The 20918-nt window shown below is 64.2% G+C and carries 17 protein-coding genes; 10 read left to right on the top strand and 7 right to left on the bottom strand.

Translation table 11 applies throughout. The features are described 5' to 3' along the window. Positions 1–2 precede the first annotated feature (2 nt). From metG to IVA78_RS07670, 6 genes are all read left to right on the top strand, one after another. Positions 3–1967 (top strand): methionine--tRNA ligase, encoded by a 1965-nt coding sequence (gene metG, locus IVA78_RS07695; RefSeq protein WP_247281104.1) that lies wholly within the window; start codon positions 3–5, stop codon positions 1965–1967. Positions 1968–1979: 12 nt separating this feature from the next. Then, a complete protein-coding gene (locus IVA78_RS07690; protein WP_247281103.1) occupies positions 1980–2756 on the top strand; it encodes a TatD family hydrolase in 777 nt (258 codons plus the stop codon). Positions 2757–2769: 13 nt separating this feature from the next. Next, a complete protein-coding gene (locus tag IVA78_RS07685) occupies positions 2770–3567 on the top strand; it encodes an MBL fold metallo-hydrolase (RefSeq protein ID WP_247281102.1) in 798 nt (265 codons plus the stop codon). A 164-nt stretch (positions 3568–3731) separates the two neighbouring features. Beyond that, positions 3732–4325 carry a TRAP transporter small permease gene (locus tag IVA78_RS07680; RefSeq protein WP_247281131.1) on the top strand — a complete coding sequence of 198 codons (594 nt, stop codon included), beginning with the start codon at positions 3732–3734 and terminating at the stop codon, positions 4323–4325. Between the two features lie 2 nt (positions 4326–4327). Then, positions 4328–5641: a TRAP transporter large permease subunit gene (locus tag IVA78_RS07675; RefSeq protein WP_247281101.1), complete on the top strand. Its 1314-nt coding sequence runs from the start codon at positions 4328–4330 to the stop codon at positions 5639–5641. Between the two features lie 39 nt (positions 5642–5680). Further along, positions 5681–6658 carry a TRAP transporter substrate-binding protein gene (locus IVA78_RS07670; protein WP_247281100.1) on the top strand — a complete coding sequence of 326 codons (978 nt, stop codon included), beginning with the start codon at positions 5681–5683 and terminating at the stop codon, positions 6656–6658. 72 nt (positions 6659–6730) lie between these two features. On the opposite strand, the gene IVA78_RS07665 is transcribed toward IVA78_RS07670, so the two are convergent. Genes IVA78_RS07665 through IVA78_RS07655 form a run of 3 tightly spaced genes read right to left on the bottom strand, consistent with a single transcriptional unit; the run spans position 6731 to position 11326 of the window. Further along, positions 6731–8380: an acyl-CoA synthetase gene (locus IVA78_RS07665; RefSeq protein ID WP_247281099.1), complete on the bottom strand. Its 1650-nt coding sequence runs from the start codon at positions 8378–8380 to the stop codon at positions 6731–6733. 20 nt (positions 8381–8400) lie between these two features. Next, positions 8401–10290: a TRAP transporter large permease subunit gene (locus IVA78_RS07660; protein ID WP_247281098.1), complete on the bottom strand. Its 1890-nt coding sequence runs from the start codon at positions 10288–10290 to the stop codon at positions 8401–8403. Between the two features lie 16 nt (positions 10291–10306). Continuing rightward, positions 10307–11326, bottom strand: coding sequence for a TRAP transporter substrate-binding protein (locus tag IVA78_RS07655; protein WP_247281097.1), 1020 nt, complete (start codon positions 11324–11326; stop codon positions 10307–10309). Positions 11327–11806: 480 nt separating this feature from the next. Between IVA78_RS07655 and IVA78_RS07650 the strand changes: the two genes are divergently transcribed. Continuing rightward, positions 11807–13012, top strand: coding sequence for a Xaa-Pro peptidase family protein (locus tag IVA78_RS07650; RefSeq protein WP_247419516.1), 1206 nt, complete (start codon positions 11807–11809; stop codon positions 13010–13012). A gap of 142 nt (positions 13013–13154) precedes the next feature. Here the strand turns inward: IVA78_RS07650 and fsrB are convergent, their stop codons facing one another. The 4 genes from fsrB to IVA78_RS07630 all read right to left on the bottom strand — a co-directional run bounded on the left by fsrB (position 13155) and on the right by IVA78_RS07630 (position 18822). Further along, a complete protein-coding gene (gene fsrB / locus IVA78_RS07645; protein WP_247281096.1) occupies positions 13155–14447 on the bottom strand; it encodes a siderophore utilization protein FsrB in 1293 nt (430 codons plus the stop codon). Positions 14448–14504: 57 nt separating this feature from the next. Continuing rightward, positions 14505–16493: a TonB-dependent siderophore receptor gene (locus IVA78_RS07640; protein ID WP_247281130.1), complete on the bottom strand. Its 1989-nt coding sequence runs from the start codon at positions 16491–16493 to the stop codon at positions 14505–14507. Positions 16494–17015: 522 nt separating this feature from the next. After that, positions 17016–17681 (bottom strand): methionine ABC transporter permease, encoded by a 666-nt coding sequence (locus IVA78_RS07635; protein WP_247281095.1) that lies wholly within the window; start codon positions 17679–17681, stop codon positions 17016–17018. After that, complete coding sequence (locus tag IVA78_RS07630; RefSeq protein WP_247281094.1) at positions 17671–18822, bottom strand: methionine ABC transporter ATP-binding protein; 1152 nt, start codon at positions 18820–18822, stop codon at positions 17671–17673. The genes IVA78_RS07635 and IVA78_RS07630 overlap by 11 nt, the downstream gene beginning before the upstream one ends. Positions 18823–19156: 334 nt before the next feature. Between IVA78_RS07630 and nthA the strand changes: the two genes are divergently transcribed. From nthA to IVA78_RS07615, 3 genes are read left to right on the top strand one after another with little or no spacing between them, the layout of a single operon-like run. Beyond that, positions 19157–19789: a nitrile hydratase subunit alpha gene (gene nthA, locus IVA78_RS07625; RefSeq protein WP_247281093.1), complete on the top strand. Its 633-nt coding sequence runs from the start codon at positions 19157–19159 to the stop codon at positions 19787–19789. After that, positions 19786–20445 carry a nitrile hydratase subunit beta gene (gene nthB / locus IVA78_RS07620; protein ID WP_247281092.1) on the top strand — a complete coding sequence of 220 codons (660 nt, stop codon included), beginning with the start codon at positions 19786–19788 and terminating at the stop codon, positions 20443–20445. The genes nthA and nthB overlap by 4 nt, the downstream gene beginning before the upstream one ends. Next, positions 20445–20828, top strand: a complete 384-nt coding sequence (locus IVA78_RS07615) for a nitrile hydratase accessory protein (RefSeq protein ID WP_247281091.1) — start codon at positions 20445–20447, stop codon at positions 20826–20828. Before nthB ends, IVA78_RS07615 begins: the two co-directional genes overlap by 1 nt. Positions 20829–20918 lie beyond the last annotated feature (90 nt).

Here is a 20918-nt window from a genome sequence, read left to right as displayed (position 1 = left end):
TGGTGGCAACGCGAGCTAAAAAAACCGCCAAGGGCAAGAAGAAGGCTGCGAAGAAAGCGGTCAAGAAAGCCACGAAGAAGGCTGTGAAGGCGCGTGCGCGCAAAGGTGCCAAGACGGTCAAGAAGACCAAGAAGGTTGTCGCCAAAAAAGGCGTGAAGAAGAGCGCAGGGAAGACGGCAAAGAAGGCCGGCCGGGCGGCGAAGAAGCAGGTCGTCGCCAAAAAGGCCTCGAAGAAAACCGCCGCCCAAACGCCGGCCAAGGCTCCGGCGAAGAACGTGGTCAAGAAGGCGAGGGTGACTGCGCCTGCCGTGATCGCCGCGCCAGCTCCTGTCGCCGCTCCTCAAAGAGCCGCCAAGCTGAAGGCGCCGCGTGCGCCAAAGCCCGTCGCAGCGCCGCAAACGGCCGCGCCCGTTGCCACCCCCGCGCGCGATAACGTCTTCTACATCACGACCGCCATTGCCTATCCCAACGGAAGCCCGCATATAGGCCACGCCTATGAGGCGATCGCGACCGACGTGCTGGCGCGCTTTGCGCGGCTCGATGGCAAGGACGTGTTCTTCCTGACCGGCACCGACGAGCACGGTCAAAAAATGGTGCAGACGGCGGCCGGTGAAAACATGTCCGTGTCCGCGCTCGCGACCCGCAATGCCGGCCGCTTCAAGGAGATGGATGAGCGCCTGAACGTGTCGTTCGACCGCTTCATCCGCACCACCGAGGAGCAGCATCATCGCTCCAGCCAGGAGATTTGGCGGCGCATGGAAGCGAACGGCGACATCTATGCCGATACCTATTCGGGGTGGTACTCGGTCCGTGACGAGGCGTATTACGCCGAGGACGAGACGCGCCTGAACGATGACGGGTTGCGGCTCGGACCGCAGGGCACGCCGGTCGAATGGGTCGAGGAGAAGAGCTATTTCTTTCGCCTATCGGCGTACCAGGACAAGCTGCTCAAGCTTTATGCGGATCATCCCGATTTCATCGGGCCCGACTCCCGCAAGAACGAGGTGGTAAGCTTCGTCAGAGGTGGCCTGCGCGATCTCTCGATCTCGCGCACGACCTTCGACTGGGGCGTCAAGGTGCCCGGCGATGAAGAGCACGTGATGTATGTCTGGGTCGATGCGCTGACCAATTACATCACCGGCGTCGGCTTCCCCGACGAGAGCGACGAGAACTGGCGCTACTGGCCCGCCGACGTGCACATCATCGGCAAGGACATCATCCGTTTCCATGCGGTGTATTGGCCGGCGTTCCTGATGTCGGCGGGCATTCCGCTGCCGAAGCGGATCTATGCCCACGGCTTCCTGTTCAACAGGGGCGAGAAGATGTCGAAGTCGGTTGGCAACGTCGTCGATCCCTTCAACCTCGCCGACCAGTATGGCGTCGACCAGATGCGCTATTTCTTCCTGCGCGAGGTGCCGTTCGGCCAGGACGGCAACTACAATCACGAGGCCATCGTCGCGCGCATTAACGCCGATCTCGCCAACGATCTCGGCAACCTTGCGCAGCGCTCGCTGTCGATGATCGCCAGGCAGCTCGGCGGCGTGCTGCCGGAGCCCGGCGAGTTCAGCGACAACGACAACGCAATCTTGGCGATGGCCGACGGCATGATCGCCACGTCGCGTGAAGCCATGGCCACGCAGCAGATCCACCAATGGCTCAACGCCGTGTGGGCCGTGGTGGCGGAGGCCAACCGCTATTTCGCGGGCGAGGCGCCGTGGGCGCTCGCCAAGACCGATCCCGCCAGGCAGAAGACCGTGCTTTACGTCACCGCGGAAGTCGTGCGCCAGATCGCGATTCTGACGCAGCCGGCGATGCCGACCGCCTCGGGATTGCTGCTCGACAGCCTCGGCATCCCGGAAGCCGAGCGCAGCTTCGCCACCCTGGGTGGCACCTCGCGCATCGCGCCGGGCTCGACGCTGCCGGCGCCGAAACCGGCGTTCCCGCGCTACGTCGAGCCGGCGGCCTGAGGCGGTCGCGCGATGCTGGTCGACAGTCATTGCCACCTGGATTTTCCGGACTTTGCGGAAGATCTCGACGGGATCGTGTCGCGTGCGCGTGCAGCCGGCGTCAAACGCATGGTCACGATCTCGACGCGGGTGCGGAAGCTGAACGATCTCGTCGCCATTGCCGAGCGCTACGACGATGTCTATTGCTCGGTCGGCACTCACCCGCACAATGCGGATGAGGAGGACGGCATCGCGCCGGACGAGCTGATCGCGCTGACGCAGCATCCCAAGGTCGTCGCGCTCGGTGAAGCCGGGCTCGATTATTTCTATGACAACGGCTCACCGGAGGCGCAGGCGAGGGGCTTTCGCGCCCACATTGCCGCCGCCCGCGCCACCGGCCTGCCGCTGGTGATCCACACCCGCGAGGCGGACGAGGACTGTGCCAGCATCCTGGAGGATGAGGCCGCACGCGGATCGTTTCGCGCGGTGCTGCATTGTTACACCGGCGGGCGCGAGCTGGCGCTGAAGGCGGTCTCGCTCGGGCTGTATATCGGCTTCACGGGTATCCTGACCTTCAAGAAGTCGGAATCCCTGCGCGCGCTTGCGGCCGAACTGCCGCGCGATCGTATTCTGGTCGAGACGGACTCGCCTTATCTTGCGCCCGGAAAATTCCGGGGCAAACGCAACGAACCGGCCTATGTGGTCGAAGTCGCAAAGGTGCTCGCCGAGACACGCGGCGTGTCGACCGAGGAAATCTCGCGCCAGACCACCGAAAACTTCTTCCGTCTGTTCTCGAAGGTGAAAGCTTGAGACTGGGAGCCGCATGACACTGACGCTGACGATCCTGGGCTGCGGCTCCTCCGCCGGCGTGCCGCGCCCGGCGCTCGGCTGGGGCGCCTGCGATCCCAACAATCCCAAGAACCGCCGTCGCCGCTGCTCGCTGCTGGTCGAACGAAAGTCCGAGCACGGCACCACACGCATCTTGATCGACACCTCGCCGGACCTGCGCGAGCAATTGCTTTCCACCAACGTCGACCACATCGATGCCGTGTTCTTGACCCACGAGCATGCCGACCAGACCCATGGCATGGACGATCTGCGTTCGGTCGTCATGCACATGCGACGGCGCATCCCGACCTACTTCAACCAGTCGACCGCGAAGGACATCCTGTCGCGGTTCTCCTACTGCTTCATCTCGCCGGAGGGCAGCGACTATCCGCCGATCCTGACGCGGCATTCGATCGAGGCGGGCGAAAGTCAGACGATTTTGGGGAAGGGCGGCGCGGTGACGATGACCGCCTTCCTGGTGCAGCACGGCAATATTCCCGCGCTCGGCTACCGCATCGGGGATGCCGCCTACACACCCGACCTCAACGACATCCCGCGCGAGAGCTGGGGCGCATTGGAAAATCTGGACCTCTGGATCGTCGACGGCCTGCGCTACACCAGTCATGTCAGCCATTTCAGCATCAACGATGCGCTGTCGTGGATCGAACGTTTCAAGCCGAAGCGCGCGGTCATCACCAACATGACCGCCGACGTCGATTACGAGGTCATCAGGCAGTCGCTGCCCGCGGGCGTGGTGCCGGCCTATGACGGGCTGCGACTGGAGACGCACTAAACCCGCGGTGGAAATTCTCCTGGCAGCCGGCATACACCTTGCTTGTGGCCGCCTCATCATGTTGATCTAACGTCTGAAAGACAGGCGTCGGACAGGGCGATATTCAAGCAGGACCAGCACTTGACGTGCAATCGCCGGGGTCGGTTGAATCGCCTCATGTGAAGATGGGGATTGCGTTGGCAGCGGACGATGTAGCGGCTCGAGGACTGGTGCGACGCGCTCTGGACCTCCTTTATCTCGGCGCGGGCTACGCCGCGGGCGTCTTCCTGGTTGCGATCTTTGCAATCATGATGGTCATGTCGGTCGGGCGTCAGTTTGCGATCAACATTCCCGCCGGCGACGATTTCGCGTCCTGGTGCATGGCCGCGATGGCTTTCCTAGGACTCGCGCACACCTTCAAGCGCGGAGAGATGATCCGTGTCGGCCTGCTGCTGGAGCGTCTGCACGGGCGGACCAAGCAGGTGGCTGAGATCGTTGCGCTCGGCATTGCCGCGGCGTTCATCCTCTATTTCACCTGGCATGCCGTGCGGATGACCTACGATTCCTGGCGCTTTAACGACGTGGCGCAGGGCGTCGTCGCGCTTCCGCTCTGGATTCCGCAGCTCGGCTTTGCTGGCGGCCTTGCGATCCTGTCGATCGCGCTGATCGATGAAATGGTCAATGTCGTCGGCGGCAACCGGCCGAGCTACGAGAAGGGCTCGCCGGACGAGACGCCCGACGAATTCATCGAGCGCATCTCGCAGGGCGGCGGAGGTTGAGCATGGCCAATCTCGGCATGATCGAGCTGTCGTTCATCCTGCTCGGCGTCATGATCCTGCTGCTCGGCAGCGGCGTCTGGATCGCGGTCTCGCTCGGGCTCGTCGGCTTCGTGGCGATGGCGCTAACGACGAGTTTGCCGCTCGGTACGGTGCTCGCCACCACGACCTGGAGCGCGAGCGCGTCCTGGACGCTGGCTGCACTGCCGCTGTTCATCTGGATGGGAGAGATACTTTTCCGGACAAAATTATCGGAAGAGATGTTCCGCGGCCTGTCACCCTGGGTGCAGTGGCTGCCGGGACGGCTGACGCATGTGAATGTGATCGGCTGCGGCATCTTCGCGGCGGTGTCGGGCTCGTCGGCCGCGACCTGTGCGACCATCGGCAAGATCGCACTGCCGGAACTCGACAAGCGTGGCTACGACAAGGGCCTGAGCCTCGGATCGCTCGCGGGCTCCGGCACGCTCGGGCTCTTGATTCCGCCCTCAATCCCGATGGTGGTCTATGCCGTCACGGCGAATGTCTCCGTGCTCCAGGTGTTCCTCGGCGGCTTCCTGCCGGGCGTGCTCGTGATTGTGCTCTATTCCGGCTACATCATCATCTGGTCGCTGCTCAACCCAAAGAAAATTCCGCCGCGCGATCCGCCGATGCCGTTCCGGCAGAAGCTCCGCGAGTCGGCCAAGCTGGCGCCCTGCCTGCTGCTGATCCTGACGGTCTTCCTGTCGCTCGTGCTCGGCTTCGCGACGGCGACGGAATGCGCTGCGTGGGGTGTCTCAGGCGCGCTGCTGCTGGCGTGGTGGAGCGGCACGCTCACGCGCAAGAACTTCCTCGAGAGCATCATGAGCGCGACGCGCCTGACCTGCATGATCATGCTAATCCTGGCAGGCGCGGCCTATACGACGGCTGCGATGGCCTATACGGGTATTCCGGCGGCGCTCGCCACCTGGGTCCAGGGGCAGCAGCTCACACCCGGCATGCTCGCCCTCTATCTCAGCATCATGTACATCATCCTGGGATGCCTGATCGACGGCATTTCGATGATCGTCCTGACCGCCGTCATCGTACTGCCCATGGTCAGGCAGGCGGGCCTCGATCTGGTCTGGTTCGGCGTCTATCTCATCATCCACGTCGAGATGGCGCAAATCACGCCACCGGTGGGCTTCAATCTGTTCGTGCTCCAGAACATGAGTGGCCGCGATACGTTCACCGTTGCACGGGCGGCCTTCCCATTCTTCGTCCTGCTGCTGGCCGCCGTGTTCATCATCACGGAGTATCCGCAGATCGTGATGTTCTTGCCGAAGCTTGCTTTCCCAGACTGAGCATACCCGTCTTTCAGATTGACCTTAAGGAGAAGCCCGATGATGTCTCGTTTAGTCCGCGCGTGCCTGATCGCCGGCGTCGTGATGGCCGCGGCACCTGCTTTGGCCCAGACCAAATGGAATTTGCCGGCCGCCTATCCTGCCGACAATCCGCACTCCGAAAATCTGATCGCCTTCGCCAAGGACGTCGAGGCCGCCACGTCCGGCAAGCTCCAGATCACCGTTCATCCGGGGGCCTCGCTGTTCAAGGCGCCCGACATCAAGCGCGCGGTGGTGACCGGGCAGGCGCAGATGGGTGAGGTGCTGCTGTCGATCCACGAGAACGAGGACCCGCTCTTCGGTGTCGACGTCGTGCCGTTCCTCGCGACCAGCTTCCCCGACGCGATGAAGCTGTATCAGGCCTCCAAGTCCGCGATCGCCAAGAAGCTCGATGCGCAGGGCCTCAAGCTGCTGTTCGCCGTGCCGTGGGCGCCGCAGGGCGTCTACGTCAACAAGCCGCTCGCGACGATCGAAGACATGAAGGGCCTGAAGTGGCGCGCCTATAATGTCGGCACCGCGCGCATCGGCGAGTTGGTCGGCGCACAATCGGTCACGATCCAGGCTGCCGAACTGCCGCAGGCACTTGCGACCGGCGTGGTGAACTCCTTCATGTCGTCGGGCGGCACGGGTTACGATGCGAAGGCCTGGGAGTCGCTCAAATACTTCTACGACGTGCAGGCCTGGATTCCGAAGGACTACACCTTCGTGAACAAGGCCGCGTTCGAGGCGCTCGACAAGCCGACGCAGGAGGCGATCCTCAAGGCGGCTGCGACGGCGGAAACCCGCGGCTGGAAGGCCTGGCAAGACAAGAGCACCTGGTACATCGAACAGCTCAAGGCCAAAGGCATGACGGTGGAGCCGCCGAGCCCCGCCCTCAAGGCCGGCTTCCAGAAGATCGGCGAGCAGCTCACCGCCGACTGGCTCAAGAAGGCCGGACCCGATGGCCAGGCGCTGATCGACGCCTACAAGAAGATGTGAGGACAAAGCAAAATCCTGCCCCACCAAACAGGCGTGGGAGCAGGATTTACTCGCAGGCTGCGCGAGGTGACCTCAGGCCGAGATCGCCTTGGCCGAGCCGACCTCGTTGCGCAGCAGGAATTTCTGGATCTTGCCGGTCGAAGTCTTTGGAATCGGCCCGAATACGACAGCTTTCGGCGTCTTGAACCCAGACATGTGGCTGCGGCAGAAGGCGATGATGTCAGCCTCGCTCGCGCTGGCGCCGTCCTTCAGCTCGACGAAGGCGCAGGGCACCTCGCCCCATTTCGGATCGGGCTTGGCGACCACGGCGGCGAACAGCACGGCCGGGTGCTTGTAGAGGATGTCCTCGACCTCGACGGATGAGATGTTCTCGCCGCCGGAGATGATAATATCCTTGGACCGGTCCTTGATGATGACGTAGCCGTGCTCGTCGAGCACGCCGAGGTCGCCGGTGTGAAACCAGCCGCCCTCGAAGGCTTCCTTGGTCGCCTTCTCGTTCTTGAGGTAGCCCTTCATCACGATGTTGCCGCGGAACATGACCTCGCCGATGGTCTCGCCGTCGCGCGGCACCTCTTGCATCGTCTGCGGATTGATGACGGTGACGGCTTCCTGAAGCGGGTAGGGCACGCCTTGCCGGCGCTTCATGCGCGCGCGTTCGGCGGGCGGAAGCTCGTCCCAGCCGGGCTGCTCGGCGCAGACGGAGGCGGGGCCGTAGACCTCGGTCAGCCCGTAGACATGCGTCAGCTTGATGCCGATGCTTTCGGCGCCTTCGAGCACGGCGACGGGCGGCGCCGCACCTGCGATCAGGCCGACGACGCGGCGCGCGACCTCGCCCTTTGGCGCGTCGGGCGCATTGATCAGCGTGTTGTAGACGATCGGCGCGCCGCACATGTGGGTGACGCCGTGCTGCCTGATCAGCTCGAAGATTTTGGTCGGCTCGACCTTGCGCAGGCAGACATTGATGCCGGCTGAGGCTGCGATGGTCCAGGGGAAGCACCAACCGTTGCAATGGAACATCGGCAGCGTCCAGAGATACACCGGGTGCTGACCGAGATTGCCGGCGAGGATGTTGCTGACGGCATTCAGATACGCGCCGCGATGATGGGTGACCACGCCCTTGGGATTTCCCGTGGTGCCCGAGGTGTAGCTCAGCGCGATCGCATCCCATTCGTCGGTCGGCAGGACGGCCTCGAAGTTCGGGTCGCCTTGCGCGACGGCGTCCTCGTACTCGATCTCGCCGATGCGCTTGCCGCCCTTGAAGGCGGCATCGTCGACGTCGATCACGAATGGCCTTGGCCCGGTCATGTGTGCGAGTGCGTCACTGATGACACCGGAGAATTCCGGGTCAACCAGGATGATCTTGGCCCCGCCATGGTCAAGCTGAAACGCGATGGAAGGCGCATCGAGGCGGATGTTGAGCGCGTTGAGCACGGCGCCCGTCATGGGGACGGCAAAGTGCGCCTCGTTCATCGCCGGAACGTTCGGCAGCATCGCAGCAACGGTGTCACCGACGCCGATGCCCTTGCCTGTCAGGTAAGAGGCAAAGCGTCGGCAGCGCTCGTGCGTCTGCGCCCAGGTGAAGCTGCGGCCCTCATAGACGCTGCTGACGTGATCGGGATAGACGGCGGCGCTTCGCGCGAGGAAGCTCAACGGGCTGAGGGGCACATAATTGGCGGGGGTCTTGTCGAGGCCGATATTGTACTGGTTCTGCCGCTCACTCATCGACACCTCCTGAAAGCGCCTTAAAGGAATCCGATCGAGATCCAGGGGAAGATCGCGACGATGATCAATCCCACGAGCAGCGCCAGCAGATAGCCCCAGATCGGCCTGATGCCTTCGGCCGGGTCGACGCGTCCAATGGCGCAGGCGGCATAATAGCCGACGCCGAAGGGTGGGGCGAATAGCCCGATACCCATGGCGAGAATGATCACCATCGCATAGTGCACCTCGTGCACGCCGACGGCGCGGGCGATCGGGAACAGCAGCGGCCCGAACAGCACGATTGCCGGAATGCCCTCCAGCACGCTGCCGAGAATGGTGAAGGCCAGAATCGAGACGGCGATGAAGGTCGCCGCCCCGCCGGGCAATCCCGTCATGGCCGCCGCCAGCGAGCGCGAGAAGCCGGATTGGGTCAGGCCCCACGCCATGCCGGTTGCGGTGCCGATGATCAGCAGGATTGCGCCCGACAGCGCTGCGGTCTCGACCAGCATGGGAAACAACCGCCGCCAGTCGAAGCGGCGGTACACCAGAACGCCGACAAGGGCGCCGTAGACGATGCCGATGGTGGAGACCTCGGTGGCGGTCGCGATGCCCTCGACCACGGCGTAGCGGATCACGAAGGGCAGCGCGAGTGCGGGCAGGGCGATGATGAAAGTCCTGCCGACCTCGGATGCCTTGGCGCGGCGGACGTGGCTCATGTCCTCGTGGCGGTAGCGCCACCACACCAGCATGCAGAGCGTGATCGCCAGCACCACGCCGGGCAATAGACCGCCGGTGAAGAGGGCGGCGATCGACACGCCCGTGACCGAGCCGATGGTGATCAGCACGAGGCTGGGCGGAATGGTCTCGGTCTGGGCCCCCGTCGCCGCAAGGAGCGCGACGAGGTCGCCGGGCCTGGCGCCGCGCTGCTTCATCTCCGGGAACAGCACCGGCGCGACCGCCGCCATATCGGCGGCCTTGGCGCCGGAGATGCCGGAGACCAGGTACATCGCGCCGACCAGCACATAATGCAGGCCGCCGCGGACATGCCCGAGCAGGCTCGCCAGGAACGCCACCATGGCCCGCGCCATGCCGGTCATCTCGATCAGCAGCCCCAGGAACACGAACAGCGGCACCGAGAGCAGGATGAGGTGGCTCATGCCCTCATCCATCCGGCCGACCAGCACCATCACCGGCGTGCGCGTGGTCAGCGCCAGATAGCCGAAGATCGCGAGCCCGAAGCCGAACGCAATGGGAACGCCGGCAAAGACGCAGAAGCCGGCAACGCCGACGAAGAAGATGACCAGGTTGAGATTGCCGAGGGGGCGCAGCGATGGCTCCGCCAGCCAGAATGCGCCGATCAGGACCGCAACCGACAATACGGCGGCTGCAACCATCCGGTAATCGGCGGCGCGCAGCAGCCGCAGCAAGGCGAACGCCGCCATCAAGCCGATGCCGGCCGGCAGCGCCGCAGCACGCCACATATTCGAGATCTGGAGCGCCGGTGTGGTGATGTAGCTCTCTTCATAAGCATAGTCGCAGGACGGCCAGACGATCAGCACCAGGAACGCCAGCGCGGCCGATGTCGCGATCAGATCGAGATAGGCCCGCAACGCGGGCCGGGCACTGGCGACGACCGCGGTCATGCGCATGTGCTCGGAGCGGCGGAATGCGACTGCCGCGCCCAGCATGGCGAGCCACAGGAACAGGATCGAGGCGAGCTCGTCTGACCAGATCAGCGGCCGATGCAGTCCGTAGCGCGCAACCACGCCGGCAAACAGGATCGCGATCTCGGCGACGACCAGGATCGCCGCCGGGATCTCCACAAGAAGGCCAAGTGCGCGCTCCAGCGAAGCCAGCAACGAAGGTCGGCGAGGGGACTGAACAGTCGCCTCGCCCGCCACTTCGGTCACCTCGACTTCGACATGAGGCATGACGAGGCCTAACGCGTTACGACAGCTTGCCCACCGCCTTTTCCAGGAGGTCCCAGGCTTGATCGCCGTATTTGCCCTTCCATTCGGCATAGAAGCCGGCGGACCGCAGCTTGTCGCGGAACGGGGCCACGGCCGGCTGGTTGAAGGTCAGGCCCTTGCCCGCCAGCTCCTGCTGGAGATTGGCGTTGAGCTTGGCGGTATCCTCACGCTCCTTGACGGCAGCGGCGTTGATGTTCTTGGCGACGACGGTGCGTACGTCCTGCGGCAGCTTTTCCCAGGCACGGCGGTTGGCCAGGAACCAGAAGCCGTCCCACATGTGGTTGGTCAGCGAGCAGTACTTCTGCACCTCGTACAGCTTTGCGGTCGAGATGATCGCCAGCGGGTTCTCCTGGCCCTCGACGATCTTGGTCTGGAGCGCCGAATAGACCTCGGCGAAATTGATCGAGGCGGGCGCTGCATCGAATGCCTTGAACATCGAAGTCCATAGCGGCGACACCGGCACGCGGATCTTGAATCCCTTGAGATCGTCCGGACCGGTGATCGGCTTGGTCGACGATGTGGTCTGGCGGAAGCCGTTGTCCCAGATCTTGTCCATGACCTCGAGCCCCGCCTTCTTGATCTCGCCGCGGACGAAGGCGCCGAGATCGCCGTCCATGGCCTTCCAGACCGTGTCGTAGTCCGGGAACGCGAAGCCGATGCCGTTGATGGACGCCGCCGGCACCAGGGTCGAGAGGATCAGCCCTGACAGCGTGAAGAACTCGACGCCGCCGGAGCGGATCTGGCTCAGCATGTCGGTGTCCGACCCGAGCTGGTTGTTTGGAAAGATCTGGAGGTCGAACTTGCCGTTGGTCTCGGCCTTGATCGCCGCGGCCATCTCCTTGGCGCGCACGTTCAGCGGATGGCTGTCCGGCAGGTTGTTGGCGTATTTGTAGGTGAACTCGGCGCTCTGGGCGCGGGCCACATGGGGCGCACTGAGGCCGCCCAGGACCGCGGTCGCGGCGGAGGCCTTGAGAAGCGTGCGTCGGGAAAAGCTCATGGGTCTGCTTCCTCGGAGTTTGTTGTTGTTGTGAGATGCAAACCTATACGGACGCCGGGTCAGAAGGTCATCTGCGATCTCGCGAAGGCTCGCTTATTGCAGCCGGACAACGTCGCGGCAATATCGGCTTTCGGAGAGATGGCCGCACAAAAAATGCGAAAACAACCCCATGCACAGTAGCCGCCAAAGAGCCGGTGCGGCGGCCGGCGCAAACCCGAAAATGGGCCCGGATCGAAGGTGTAGTGGCAGGAATTTCATCTAAATGGCTGATCTAATTGTACATAAAGATATTCCATAATATACCTTATGCGAATCGTGGATATGGGCGTGCGCGGGTTGGGGCGCCTGACCTCCGAGCTATTCGGACCCTACTTCCGGCCCTAACATCAGGAGCCAACTGACCACCCGGCTATTAAGTCGGATGGTCATGATCAGGAATTCGCAGGCAGATCAAACCGCCGCGACCATGGGAGGTTCGTCATGCAGGAGACCGTTGCCGTTGCCGGCGCCGCCACCTCGGGCGCCATTCCGTTCGATGCCGCCAAGCTCGACCGTCTCATGGAGGCCGCCGGCCTCGACGTCCTGATCGCGACCTCCAAGCACAATGTGCAGTATCTGCTGGGCGCCGAGCGCGCGATCTTCTTCGGCTACATGGACGCGCTCGGCGTCAGCCGCTATTTGCCGGTCCTGGTCTATCCCAAGGGCGCACCTGAGAAAGCGGTCTATGTCGGCCACCGGCTGGAGACCCATCAGCGCGCGGTCGCGCCGCCCTGGGTGCCGCAGGTCCGGACCGAATCCAATGGTTCGGTGGACGCCATTGCGCAGGCTGCGGGCCTGATTCGGCAGGCCGGCGTGCCATTGAACCGGATCGGTATCGAGATGCCGTTCATGCCGATGGACGCCGGGAAGGCGCTGGCCGACACCCTGCCCGGTGCCGAGCTCAAGGATGCGGTGCTGGTGCTGGAGCGGCTGCGGGCAGTCAAGTCGGCGGAGGAATTGGCGAAGCTGAAGACGGCGTCCGAGCTCGTCGTCGCATCCATGCTGGCGGTGATCGCCGGGCACGGTCGGGGCACGACCAAGCGGCAATTGTCGGAGGCGTTGCGCCTCGCCGAAGCCAACCGCGGCCTGACCTTCGAGTATTGCCTGCTGGCCTGCGGCAGCAGCCACAACCGGGCGCCATCGGCGCAGCACTGGGAGCAAGGCGAGGTGCTGTCGCTGGACTCCGGCGGCAATTATCACGGCTATATCGGCGACGTCGCCCGCATGGCCGTGTTGGGCGCGCCGGATGCGGAGCTGAAGGATTGTCTGGCCGAAATCGAGGCGGTCCAGCGCGCCGCCTTCGCGGCCGTCCGGCCGGGCGCCTTGGGCGGCGACATCTACGTCGCGGCCGAACGCCAGCTCGCCCAGATCACCCAGCGCGACTGCACCGATTTCCTCGCCCACGGCATGGGGCTCGTCAGCCACGAAGCCCCTCGCCTGACCGCCAGAGGTCCGATTCCCTACGACGACACCGACGCCCGTCAACCGCTCGAAGCCGGCATGGTGGTCTCGATCGAGACCACAATGAAGCATCCGAGGCGCGGCTTCATCAAGCTCGAGGATACAGTTGCGGTGACGTCGACGGGCTACGAAATTTTCGGCGAAGGTGGCCGCGGGTGGAATCTTGGCGGCAGCGCCTTAGCGTAGCGGCGGTTGATCGAGCTGGCTCTGCGCCCTTCTTGACGCCCGCCGCGAACCAGCTCTGGCTCGGCGCTTCCTTGGCGAAGCATTTCGCGCAGGTCGAGATAATGCCGCTCGGCGCGGCCGCATAGCTGGGCGATGCCACGCCCTACTCTGCTGGCGTGAGCTGCTGCTGGCCGAGGCGCATCGCCGCGGTCTCGCGCGCGCGGACGCGGGCACGGCGCTTGCGCCACCAGATCACGACGCCGGTGACCGAGAGTGCCGCCACGACGAGGCCCATGATCGAGATCAGGATGCGGCCGAACAGCCCGACGATGCGGCCCGAATGCAGCGGGAATTGCGCCTGCACGAAGATGTCGGCGGCGGTGCCGACCCAGGGCAGCCGTGCGCCAATGGGGCGGCCATCCTCGCTGTCGTAATAAAGCTGCGCCGGGCCGACGCCGCCGGCGCCGTGATCATCGCCAGGATGGAAAAAAGCGGCGGCATAGACGCCATGGGCCGGGCCGTAGCTGATCGCGCCGACCGGGGTGGTCCACCCTCGCCCCTTGCCGTCGGCCGCCGCGCGCGCCGCAATCTCGGCAAAGGTGACCTTGGGCTCGATGGGATCGTCGAGATCGCGATAACGCCGCTGCTCATAGGGCGTCGGGGTGTAGTTCGACACCATCTTCATCAGCGGCGAGAACACCTCGAAATAGAGGTTCAGCGAGAATGCCGTGAAGGCGATGACGAACAGCACGCCCCAGGTCCACAGGCTGAAGGCACGGTGGATGTCGAAATTGATCCGGTAGGCGCTGCCCGAAGTCTTGATGGTCCAGGCTGGCGCCCAGCGCGCCCAGAAACCGCGCTCGAGCTGGCGCGTGACTTCCGGCGCCCGCGCCGCCTTGGCGCGCCTGCGCGAGGGCAGCGTCAGATAGAAGCCGACGAAGCAATCGATGGTCCAGATGATGGCGATCACGCCGAGCACGCGCATGCCCCAGCGGTCGCTGCCCCAGAATTCCGGGATGTGCATGGTGTAGTGCAGCTTGTAAAGGAAGGAGACGAAATTCTCCCGCGTCACCGGCCATACCGCGCCCCAATAGCGCCGGCCGAGCTCGGCGCCGGTGTTGGGATCGAGGAAGACCTGATTGTAGTCGAGCGGGTAACGCTTGCCGGTTGCGGGATCGATCCGCGGCATGACGAAGAACCACAGCGAGTGGCCCTCCTCCGGCGTCATGAAGAGATAGACGACGCGCGCGCGGGGATCGCGCTGCTCGATCATCTTGGCGAGCTCGATCGAGGGAATCGCCGGACCCTTGCTGCTGACGTCGAACAGGTGACTGTTCAGGACATCGTCGATCTCGTGATCCCAGGAGATGATCGCCCCGGTGATGCCGGAGAAGAACAGGAAGCCGGCGGTGAGCAGTCCCGCCCAGCGATGCAACCTGCCGAATATCGCTCTCATCGTCTCCCACTCTCATCCATCAGGTCCGGCTCCCCATTCCCGGACCTCGGTGCGAACTCACCAGCGGTAGGTCAACTTGCCGATCGCTTTGCGCCCCTCGGCATACATGCAGCCCGACAGGCTGTAACACGCAGCGACATAGCGCGTGTCGGCAAGGTTGGTCACGTTGAGCGACAGCCGCCAATTGTCACGGGTGTAGGCGAGCAGCGCGTCGAGCACGGTCGAGGATCCCACCTTGAACGTGTTGGCATCGTCACCCCAGGTCGCGCCGACATAGCGGATGCCGCCGCCGAACTGCAGGCCTGCGAGCGGCCCGTTTTGAAGCGTGTAATCGCTCCACAGCGAGGCGCGGTTGAGCGGCACGGTGACGGGGGCCTTGCCGACATTCACCGGATCCTGCGTGACCATGGCGTCGACATAGGCATAGGCCGCGCGCAGGTTCCAGCCGTCCGCGAGCGACATCGTGCCTTCGAGTTCGATGCCGCGCGATTTCACCTGACCTGTCTGTTCGGCAAAGACGATCCCAGGCGCGTAGGTGACGACGTTGTCGCGCGTCAGGTCGAAAGCGGCGAAGGTGAACAGCGCATTCCATCCGATCGGCTGGTACTTGACTCCGACTTCGTACTGGACGCCCGTCTCGGGATTGAGCATCTGCCCGGCCGGTCCTGTCGCGAGCACCGGCAGAAACGACTCGGAATAGCTGAAATAAGGGGCGATGCCGTTGTCGAAATTGTACATGACGGCGGCGCGGCCGGTGAAGGCCGAAGCATCCTTCGAGACCGACGTGTTGGTGATACCGCTGTCGAGCTGCGTCGTCACGAAATCCTGGCGGCCGCCGAGCTGAAACGACAGCCGACCGAGCTTGATCTGATCCTGCGCGTAGAGGCCGACCTGCGACTGCTTGACGCCGGTGTTGTCGTACATGCCGCCGAGGGTCCAATCGTAGCTGTAGACCGGGTTGAAGACGTTGACCTCCGGCGACGACGTCGTGACGGCAAAGGCTGTGTCGCGAAATGCGGTGTTGCGATAGTCGATCCCGACCAGCGTGGTATGGCTGAGGATGCCGGTGGTGAACTTGCCCTGGAGCTGGTTGTCCACCGCGAAGGAATTGATGTAGGAGTTGCTGTAGCTGCCGAAACGCCCCAGCTGCCCCGCCGCCTCGTCAGTGTATCCCGTGCCGTAGAAGGTCTTTTCCTCGTTGTGCTGATAGGCGTAGCGCAGGTTCTGGCGGAACGTGATGTTGTCGGTGAAATTGTGCGAGAGCTGGTAGCCGGCGGTCGCAATCTCGGTGTTGAACGCGTTGAAGCTCGGCACTCCCGCGAAGAACGAGACGGGGATGGTGCGGCCGTTGTTCGGCCACACCGTGCCCGAAGCCGGCAGGAACTGAAGGCCCCACCCTGCCCGATCCCTCTGATAGTTGGCGAGGAGCGTGATCGTCGTGTCCTCGTTCGGCTTGAAGGTGACGGCGGGCGCGATGAAGACGCGGTTGTCCTTGGTGAAGTCGACTTGGGTCTCGCCGTCGCGGACCACACCGGTGAGGCGCCACAGCACGGTGCCTTCCTTGTTGGCAGGGCCGCCCATGTCGAACTGGCCCTGATAGCGATTGAAGCTGCCGCCCGAGATCGAGGCCTCGCCGAACTGCTGCGCGGTCGGCAGCTTGATCACATAGTTGAGGATGCCGCCCGTGCCGCTGCCGCCATACATCGCCGAGGACGGCCCCTTGAGGACCTCGATGCGCTCGGCCCCGTAGGGATCGAGGCCGTTGAAGTGCACGTAGTTGCTGGATGGAATCCGCAAGCCGTCGACGTAGAGGCCTGACATGGTCGTGTCGAAGCCGCGGATCTGGAGGGCGCCGAAGCGCGTGTCCGATCCGCCATTGACGTCGCCGCTGATGCCCGCGCTGTAGCGCAGCGCCTCGCCGATCGAGACCGCACCCTGATTCCTGACCTGATCGGTGGTGACGACGGATACTGATTGTGGGGTTTCGATCAGCGGCGTATCCGTCTTGGTGGCGGTGCCGCTCCGCGTGGCAACGAAACCGCGCACCGGGCCATTGGCGCGTTCGCCGGTACCGCTGTTCGATGCCGATGCGGACTGGGTTGGCGCAGCCTGTTGCGCCGGAGCGCGACGATTGGCACGTGCGGTGCGTGTTGCCGACGACCGCCGGGACGAGGCAACGGCGGCCGGACGGCCGCGCTGCGCCGGCGCGTCGACGGTGACAGCGGGAATCTGAGTCTGCGCCTGCACGGAACTGAAGGGCACGGCGAAAGAGAATGTGCTGACCGCTCCGAGGAAAAGCACCTGAATCTGTCGAAGACGCGTATCGGAACGCGAAGGAAGTCGGAAGTCGGTCACGTCGCTCAAGGCCCCACGCACTGCCGGCTTTGCCGGTATCGTTTTTGATGCCCCGGCCTAACTCAGGCTGTTTCGGAGTGCGATAGGAACAGCGTTAGAATCTCTCCAGACGTGTGCGCAGCAAGTGCGGCGAATGCGCTCAGTCGCGATTCGGAATTTGGAATGTTTCCAGGCAGACAAGAATCTGCCTGTCGGGAATATCTCGAAACGGCGTCAGCGATGCCGCAGCCGCCGGTTGACGCGGCGCGCCAGATAGTCGCCCGCGCTCTGAACGAGTTGTACCAGCGCAATCAGCACGACGACGACGGCGAGCATCATCTCCGGCATGAAGCGCTGATAGCCGTAGCGAATGCCGAGATCACCTAAACCTCCGCCCCCGACGGCACCGACCATGGCGGAATAGCCGAGCAGGCTGACCACTGCGAGTGTCAGCGCCAGCAGCAGGCCCGGCAGCGCCTCGGGGATCAGCACCTTGAGCACGATCTGGATTGGCGAGGCGCCGAACGAGGACGCCGTCTCGATCAGTCCACCATCGACCTCGCGGATGGCGGCTTCGACGAGGCGTGCGATGAACGGTGTCGAGGCAATCGTCAGCGGCACGATCGCCGCGGTCGAGCCGATCGAGGTGCCGGCGACGAGGCGCGTGAACGGGATGATGGCCACGACCAGGATAATGAAGGGCGTGGAACGCGTCGCGTTGACGATGACGCCGAGCACGCCGTTGATGGCAGGCGCTGCAAACAGCTCCCCCTTCCGGCTGGTTGCGAGAAAGACGCCGAGCGGCAGCCCGAAGACGGTGCCGAGCAGCGCCGCGGTACCGACCATGAACAGGGTTTCGCCTGTGGCCTGGATGATCAGGTTGATGAGTTCAGGCGACATGGCCGAGACGCTCCGCCGGGAATTGATATCGAGAAAGCCAGGCGAACGTCCGCGTCACCGCGTCCTCTCCGCCAAAAATGCCAACGGGAATGCCAAGAACGAGTGAGCCGACGTGCTGACCGCTGATCTCGTCGATGCGCGCCGAGAGCAGTGCAACGTCGAGATCGAGCTCACGGGCAAGCCGCGCCACCAGCGTATCGCCGGCGCCGGCGCCGCGGACCTGGACTCGGATCACGGCCTGCCCGCCTGCGACCGGCTCCGGAACAATGCGGCTCGCCAGCGATACCGGCAGACTGTCGCCGATCACCTCCGCCAGGAAGGATTGCGTGATCGGGTGCCTGGGATGGGTGAAGATGTCGGCGACGTGGCCGCTCTCAACCACATGGCCGGCGTCGAGCACCACCACTTCCTTGGCGAGCTGACGCACCACCGACATTTCGTGCGTGATCAGCACGATCGTCACGCCCAGCTCGCGATTGATGCTCGCGAGCAGGTCGAGGATCGCGCGCGTGGTCTGCGGATCGAGCGCGGAGGTCGCCTCGTCCGACAGCAGCACACTCGGCCGCGTCGCCAGCGCCCGCGCGATGCCGACGCGCTGCTTCTGGCCGCCGGAGAGCTCCGAGGGATAGCGATCGTGCTTGTCGGCGATGCCAACCAGCGCCAGCAGCTCGGCGACACGGGCCTTGGTGTCGGCCTTGCCCCAGCCAGCGATTTCGAGCGGCAGCGCGACATTATCGGCCGCGGTGCGCGACGACAGCAGGTTGAAGTGCTGGAAGATCATGCCGATCGAGCGCTGCGCCAGCCGCAGCTCGCGCCCTGCAAGCGCCGAGATGTCTCTGTTATCGACGATGACGCGGCCCGTGGTCGGCTTCTCCAGCCCATTGATCAGCCGGACCAGGCTCGATTTGCCGGCGCCGGAGCGGCCGATCACGCCGGTGATGGAGCCGCGCGGAATCGCGAAGTCGATGTCTTGCAGCGCCTTGACCCCGGGCTTGCCGCGATAGGCCGGATAGGTTTTTGAGATGCCTGCGAACCGGACCATCGCGTCCGACTCGGTCATGGCGGGTGAAATCGCTTCAGACGTCTGGATCGGCTGTCCGATCGCAAGCGATTGGTGGGCGTTCATGGCGGCGGCCTTCATGCACAATGGTCGCTTGCCCGCAAAAGCGCGCGGGAAGCCGGGTCGCATCGCGCGACGGAGATGGAACTGCGATGAGGGCTCAGAAAGCGCGCTGCATCGCAGCACGCACCATCGCCCTTTCAGACCCTTCTTGCAATCTCAGATATCGGCGGGCAGTTGGACAAAGTTTTCCCGATCGCTCCTTGGCGAAGAAAAATCATCTGCCGGGCTGTCGTCTGATCCGAGCACGGCGAATCCGGACCTGCGGCCCTGGCATCGACCTCACTTTGCATCCTACCGTGGCGCCAGCACGCATCCTCGACAGGCGGGGACCTTTGCGCCTATCTTTCGTCCCATGAGCCATGATCACGACCACCATCACCACGATCACGATCATTCCGAACTATCGGAAACCGAGCTGCGCGTGCGCGCGCTCGAGACGATCCTGACCGAAAAAGGTTACGTGGAGCCGGCCGCGCTCGATGCCATCATCGAGGCCTACGAGACCAAGATCGGCCCGCATAATGGCGCGCGCGTCGTCGCCAAGGCCTGGACCGATCCGGCGTTCAAACAGGCGCTGCTGGAGGACGGCTCAAAAGCCATCGGCACGCTCGGGCATGTCAGCCGCGTCGGTGACCATCTCGTCGTGGTCGAGAACACGCCGCAGCGTCACAACATGGTCGTGTGCACGCTATGCTCCTGCTATCCTTGGGAAATGCTGGGATTGCCGCCGGTCTGGTACAAGGCCGCGCCCTACCGCTCCCGTGCGGTGAAGGACCCGCGCGGCGTGCTCGCCGATTTCGGCGTCACGTTGCCGAAGAAGATCGAAATCCGTGTCTGGGATTCTACTGCCGAGACGCGCTTCCTGGTGCTGCCGATGCGCCCCGAAGGCACGGAAGGCTGGAGCGAAGAGCAGCTCGCCGAGCTCGTCACCCGCGACTCCATGATCGGCACCGGCTTTCCCAAGACGCCGGGAGCGCCGTCGTGAACGGCGTGCACGACATGGGCGGCATGGACGGGTTCGGTAAGGTCGAGCCCGAGCCGAACGAGCCGATGTTCCACGCCGATTGGGAATCGCGTGTCCTCGCGATGGTGCGGGCGATGGGCGCGGCCGGTGCCTTCAACATCGACACCTCGCGGTACTATCGCGAGACGCTGCCGCCGGACGTCTATCTGTCGAGCTCCTACTACAAGAAGTGGTTTCTCGGGCTCGAGGAGATGCTAATCGAGAAGGGCTATCTCACCAGGGAGGAGGTCGCTGCCGGCCACGCGATGCAGCCCGCAAAGCCGCTCAAGCACGGCAAGTTCGATCTCGCCAATGTCGAGCGCGTGATGGTGCGCGGCAAGTTCGCCCGCCCTGCCCCGGCCCCGGCGAAATTTGCGATCGGCGATCGCGTGCGCGCCAAGAACATTCATCCGGCGACGCATACACGGCTGCCGCGCTATGTGCGCGGCCATGTCGGCGTCGTCGAGCTCAACCATGGCTGCCACGTGTTTCCTGACACGGCGGCGATGGAGCGCGGCGAAAATCCGCAATGGCTCTACACGGTCGTGTTCGAGGGCCGCGATCTCTGGGGGGCGGACGGGGATCCGAACTCGAAGGTCTCGATCGACGCGTTCGAGCCCTATCTGGATCCGGCGTGATGAGCCGCACGCTTGCGGCCGCCGCGACGGCGGCCATTCCGAGCATTCCCCGTGACGACGACGGCCCGGTGTTCCGCGCGCCCTGGGAGGCGCATGCGTTTGCGATGGCGCTCACCCTGCACGAACGCGGCGTGTTCACCTGGCCGGAATGGGCCGCCGTACTGGCCGACGAGATCAAGCGCGCACAGGCCGCTGGCGATCCCGATACGGGCGAGACCTATTACCTGCACTGGCTCGCCACGCTGGAAGGCCTCGTCGCACGCAAGGGCGTCGCCTCGACGGAGACGCTTCACCGCTACCGCAACGCCTGGGACCACGCCGCCGATCGCACGCCGCATGGCAAGCCGATCGAGCTGCGGCCGGAGGATTTTTTTAAGGCGTAGCTGTCGCTGCCTTCGTCATTGCGAGCGTAGCGAAGCAATCCAGAATCCCTCCGCGGCGACAGTCTGGATTGCTTCGTCGCAAGGGCTCCT

The sequence above is a fragment of the Bradyrhizobium sp. 137 genome (genome assembly GCF_023074095.1).
In the GTDB taxonomy this organism is placed as follows: Bacteria; Pseudomonadota; Alphaproteobacteria; order Rhizobiales; family Xanthobacteraceae; genus Bradyrhizobium.
This window is presented reverse-complemented; position numbering and strand designations above follow the sequence as displayed.